The sequence below is a fragment of the Rhizobacter sp. P2_H2 genome (assembly GCF_056403375.1).
Window position 1 is genome coordinate 1 of record NZ_JBFUFP010000339.1, and the last position, 5,138, is coordinate 5,138.

The 5,138-nt window shown below is 72.4% G+C and carries 5 protein-coding genes; 2 read left to right on the plus strand and 3 right to left on the minus strand.

Annotated elements, in window-relative coordinates:
- Window positions 1–646: DUF4166 domain-containing protein (locus tag AC1D15_RS17345; protein ID WP_477826947.1), on the plus strand; the 646-nt coding region annotated here is incomplete at its 5' end.
- A gap of 11 nt (window positions 647–657) precedes the next feature.
- Complete coding sequence (locus AC1D15_RS17350; protein WP_477826948.1) at window positions 658–2,166, plus strand: TIGR01777 family oxidoreductase; 1,509 nt, start codon at window positions 658–660, stop codon at window positions 2,164–2,166.
- A 27-nt stretch (window positions 2,167–2,193) separates the two neighbouring features.
- On the opposite strand, the gene AC1D15_RS17355 is transcribed toward AC1D15_RS17350, so the two are convergent.
- The 3 genes from AC1D15_RS17355 to AC1D15_RS17365 form a co-directional block, all read right to left on the minus strand.
- The gene (locus AC1D15_RS17355) at window positions 2,194–2,376 is read right to left on the minus strand and encodes a DUF6496 domain-containing protein (RefSeq protein ID WP_477826949.1); all 183 of its coding nucleotides are present in this window, start codon (window positions 2,374–2,376) and stop codon (window positions 2,194–2,196) included.
- 51 nt (window positions 2,377–2,427) lie between these two features.
- Complete coding sequence (locus AC1D15_RS17360) at window positions 2,428–4,911, minus strand: DEAD/DEAH box helicase (protein ID WP_477826950.1); 2,484 nt, start codon at window positions 4,909–4,911, stop codon at window positions 2,428–2,430.
- A 39-nt stretch (window positions 4,912–4,950) separates the two neighbouring features.
- Window positions 4,951–5,138: GNAT family N-acetyltransferase (locus AC1D15_RS17365; protein WP_477826951.1), on the minus strand; the 188-nt coding region annotated here is incomplete at its 5' end.

Sequence of the window (5,138 nt, forward strand, 5' to 3'; positions counted from 1 at the left end):
CCGCGCCTCTGCACCGAGCCGCAGCCCCTCGCGCGCCGCGCCGCTCGACCTGGCCGCGCTGGTCGGCGCTGCCGGCTGGGCCCGGCTGCCGGCCGCGGTGCAACGCCGCTTCGGTTGCGCCCACGGCGACACCACCTACATCGGCCACCTGGAGCTGGGCTGCTCGCGCATCGGCGCGCTGTATGCACTGGCGACGCGGCTGTTCGGCGGGCCGCTGACGCGCATCCAGGCGAGCGGCGTGACGACCACGGTGCGCGTCAGCGATGACGGCCGCGGTGGTGTCGTCTGGGAGCGCGGCTTCCACCGCAACGCGATGCTCGGTGCGAACCACGTGCGCACCGTGCGCTCGACGAAGCAGCTCGACGCCGACGGCCGCCTGTTCGAGCGCACCGACGGCGGCCTGAGCATGGCGCTCGACGTCTTCGAGGAGCGCGGCTCGCTGGTCTTCCAGAGCCGCGGCTTCTCGCTGGTGTGGGGCCGGCTGCGCCTGCCGGTGCCGGCGCTGCTGACGCCGGGCACCTGCCGCGTCATGCACACCGACCTGGGCGGCGGCTTCTTCCGCTTCACGCTGTCGATGGTGCATCCGCTGTGGGGCCGCACCTTCCACCAATCCGGCGTGTTCGCCGATCCGCACACTGAACTCTGAGAGAACCCGCGATGAACACCCTCTTCCTCCTGCTGTCCGTCCAGGCCCTGATGGGCGCCTTCGACAACCTGTGGCACCACGAGCTGCAGGCGCGGCTGCCACAGCGTGCGTCAGCACGCCACGAGCTCGCGCTGCACGCGGCGCGCGAGGCGATCTACGGCATCGTCTTCATCGGACTGGGCTGGTTCGAATGGCGCGGCGCGTTCGCCGCGGTGCTGGCCGGGCTGCTGGCGGCCGAGGTCGTGATCACGCTGGCGGATTTCCTGGAGGAAGACCGCACGCGCGCGCTGCCGCCGTTCGAGCGGCTGCTGCACACGCTGCTGACGATCAGCTACGGTGCCTTCATCGCGCTGATCGCGCCGCTGCTGTGGGGCTGGTCRCAGCAGCCGAGCGCCCTCGTGCTGACGCCGCATGGCGCGCAGGCGTGGGTGTCGTGGCTGTTCACGCTGTACGGCATCGGCGTGCTGGCGTGGAGCGTGCGCAATGCGCTGGCGGTGCGGCGGCTCGGCCGCGTGCAGCCCGCGCCGGCAGCGACGCCGCAACCGTCGCACCGCATCGAGCCGGCGGTGCTCGTCACCGGCGCGACCGGCTTCATCGGCAGCACGCTGGTGGCAAGCCTGCGGCGCGACGGGCGGCGCGTGATCGCGCTGTCACGCGACCTGCGGCAGGCCCGTGCGGGCTTCGGCCCGGGCGTGTGGGTGGTCGACAGCCTGGAGGCGATCCCGTCGGAGACGCGCATCGATGCGGTGGTCCACCTGGCCGGGGCGCGCGTGCTCGGCATGCCGTGGACGGCGGCGCGGCGGCGCGAGCTGCTGGCCAGCCGGGTCGACGGGACGACTGCGCTGCTCGGCCTGATGCGGCGCCTGCAGCAGGCGCCGCGCGTGCTGGTGAGCGCGTCGGCGGTGGGTTTCTATGGCGCGTCGCCGGAGGGCTCGTTCGAGCCGCTCGACGAGGCGAGCCCGGCGCGCCCGGGACAGTTCCAGTCCGACCTGTGCGCCGCGATCGAGCACGAGGCGCGGCGTGCCGAGGCCCTGGGCGTGCGGGTCGTGCGCATGCGCTTCGGCGTGGTGCTGGGCCGCGGCGACGGCGCGTACCCGATGCTGGCGCTGGCTGCGCGTTTCGGGCTCGGTGCGGTGCTGGGCAGCGGGCGGCAGGCGGCGCCGTGGATCCACCTCGATGACGCGGTGGGGATGGTGCGCTTCGCGATGGACCGCGACGACATCGACGGCGCACTGAATGCCGTCGCCCCCGAGACGCTGCCGCAAGCGGCGTTCGCGGCGGCGATGGCCGCATCGTTCGGCCGCCGCGTGCACCTGCGCATGCCGGCCGCGCCGATGCGCGCGCTGGCGGGCGAGATGGCGACGCTGCTGCTCGACGGGCAGAACGCGGTGTCGCGTGCTGCGCTGGCGGCGGGGTATCGGTTCAGGTTTGCGGGGGTTCGGGCGGCGTTGGAGGACCTGGCCGCTAGGGAACCAGGGCTTCGACAGGCTCAGCCCGCCCCTTCGAGAAGCTCAGGGTGAGCGGGTCCGGGTCTCGCTGACGCGCCGCTACGACTTCTTCTCCGGCACCTTCGCTCCCGCCTTGCGCGCCTCCGACAACCCGATCGCCACCGCCTGCGCGCGGCTCGTGACCTTCTTGCCAGAGGTGCCGCTCCTCAGCGTGCCTTCGTGGCGCTCGTGCATCGCACGCTCGACCTTCTCGGATGCCTTCTTGCCGTATTTCGTGGCCATGTCGATCTCCGTGGGTGGGAACACCCTCCAGCGCGGCAATCGACATGCCCGTCAGGCCAGCGGCGCCAGCAGCGCCTTCAGGTCGGCCTCGCTGAATTTCACGGTGGCCTCCCCGTCCACGCCCAGCACGCCTTCGGCCAGCGCCTCCTTGCGCTGCTGCAGCGCCAGCATGCGCTCCTCGATGCTGCCCTCCACCACCAGCTTGTAGACGAACACCGGCTGGTCCTGCCCGATGCGGTGGGCGCGCGCCGTCGCCTGCTGCTCGACGGCAGGGTTCCACCACGGGTCGAGGTGGATCACCGTGTCGGCCGCCGTCAGGTTCAGCCCGACGCCGCCCGCCTTCAGGCTCAGCAGCATCAGCGGCAGCTCGCGCTGCTGGAAGCGCCGCACCACGTCGCCGCGGTCGGCGGGTGGCGTCTCGCCGGTCAGCATCAGGTGCGGCAGGTTCAGCACGGCGAGTTCGTCCGCCACCAGCCCCAGCATCTCGGTGAACTGCGAGAACACCAGGATGCGCCGCCCCTCCTCCAGCAGCTCCGGCAGCGTCGCGCGCAGCCACTCGAGCTTCGCGCGCTCCATCGTCGGCGCCATCGCGGTGCCCTTCAGCAGGTATGGGTCGCAGCACACCTGGCGCAGCTTCAGCAGCGCGTCGAGGATGCTGATCTGCGCGCCGCCGAAACCGGTGCGCTTCAGCAGCCGCCGCACCAGTTCGTCGGCGGCCACGCGCACGCTCTCGTACAGCGCGCGCTGCTGGCCTTCGAGCTGCACGCGGTGGACCATCTCGGTCTTCTCCGGCAGCTCGGTCGCGACCTCGTCCTTGCGCCGGCGCAGGATGAAGGGGCGCACACGCTGCGCGAGCAGCTGCGCACGCAGCGTCTCGCCCTGCGTCTCGATGGGCTTGCGCCAGATCCTCTGGAACGAGCGCGCGTCGCCGAGGAACCCCGGCATCAGGAAATCGAAATGCGCCCACAGCTCGCCGAGGTGGTTCTCCAGCGGCGTGCCCGTMACGCACAGCCGGTGGCGCGACTGCAGACGGCGCAGCGCGGTGGCTGCGCGGCTGCCGGCGTTCTTGACCATCTGCGCCTCGTCCAGCACCACCAGGTGCCAGGGCTGCTGCGCGAGCGTGGCGATGTCGCGCCACAGCAGCGGGTAGGTCGTCAGCACGAGGTCGTGGCCCGCGGTGTCGGCGAAGCGCTTCGACCGGTCGACGCCCTGCAGCGTCAGCACGCGCAGCGCCGGCGCGTTGCGCGCCGCCTCGGCCTGCCAGTTCGCGATCAGCGAGGTCGGCAGCACGACGAGCGCCGGCAGGTCGAGCCGCCCGGCCTGCTGCTCGATCAGCAGGTGGGCCAGCACCTGCGCCGTCTTGCCCAGCCCCATGTCGTCGGCCAGGATGCCGGCGAGGCGGTGCTCGCGCAGGTACTGCAGCCAGGCCACGCCATGCCGCTGGTACGCGCGCAGCTCGAGCCCGAGGCCCGCCGGCGATGCCACCGCCGGTGGCGTGCCGGCCGCGCGCAGCCGCTGCGTCAGTTCGGTGAGGCCGGCATCGCCCTGCAGCTGCCAGCGGCCGTGCTCGCCGGCGCGCGCCGCCTGCGTGTCCATCAGGCTCAGCCGCAGCGCCTCGATGCGCTGGGCCTCCCAGTGGGACAGCTTCATCGGCCCTTCCTGCCGCTTCGGATCGGTCAGCAGGTCGAGCATCGCGCTGACGATGGCCTTCAGCGGGCCGGCCGGCGATTCGATGCCGCGCCCGCCCTTGCCACGGCGCAGCATGATGATCTTGTCGTCGGGGATGTCGGCCACCTGTTGCGCGTCGAGCCAGCGCGGCTCGCGCTTGAACAGCTCGACCAGCAGCGGCGCCAGGTCGACCGGCTCGCCGTCGACCTCGATCCCGAGGCTCACCATGAACGAGCCTTCGCGCTTCGGCTGCCCGAGCGCCCCGAACGGCGTCTGATGGCGCGACGGCGCATCGACCAGCTCGCGCCCCTGCTCGGCGCCGGTGACCGGGTCGATCAGCAGCCGCCAGCGCTCCACCGGCGCGCTCATGTGCGCGAAGCCCGGTGCCACCACCACCGACCAGCCGTGGCCCTGCAGGCGCGGCACCTGGTCGAGCCAGAAGTCGCCGAACTGCACTTCCTCGGGCAGGGTCCACAGCTGCGGATGGCCTTCGCCGGCGTCGGCGCTGCGCCACTGCAGCGCCTGCATCGGCAGCGGGCGCAGGCCGCTGGACCACAGCAGGTCCATCGCATCGGCCTCGCCGGCCAGGTCGCGCTCGAGCACGACGCGCTCGTTCCACGCGCCGCGCAGCAGCTCGGTCGGCGAAGGGCGCTTGCCGAGCACGCTGGTGGGCGCCGGCGTCTCCCAGTGCAGGCCAGGCGCGGCCTCGTAGGTCCACTCGACGCGCGCGATGCTGAGCTTGGGGCCGCGCGGGCCGAAGCCGTTCATCGCCCGCATGCCGAGCAGGCCGTCGCCGCGGGTCAGGGTCTGCAGGGTAAGTCGGGGGCGCAGCGGGACGCTGACGGGCGGTTCGGAGGGCAAGGGCATGCCTGCATTTTCACAGGCGATCGCCCCCGTGCGACATGCTCACCGCGGCTTGTCGAGTTGCCACTGCAAATGCGCCTGCACCGCCGGCCACTCCGCCCGTGTGATGCTGTAGACGCAGGTGTCGCGCAGCAGCCCGTTGGGCATGCGCTGGTGGCTGCGCAGGATGCCGTCGAGCCTGGCGCCCAGCCGCTCGATCGCGCGGCGGCTCTGCTGGTTGAAGAAGTTGG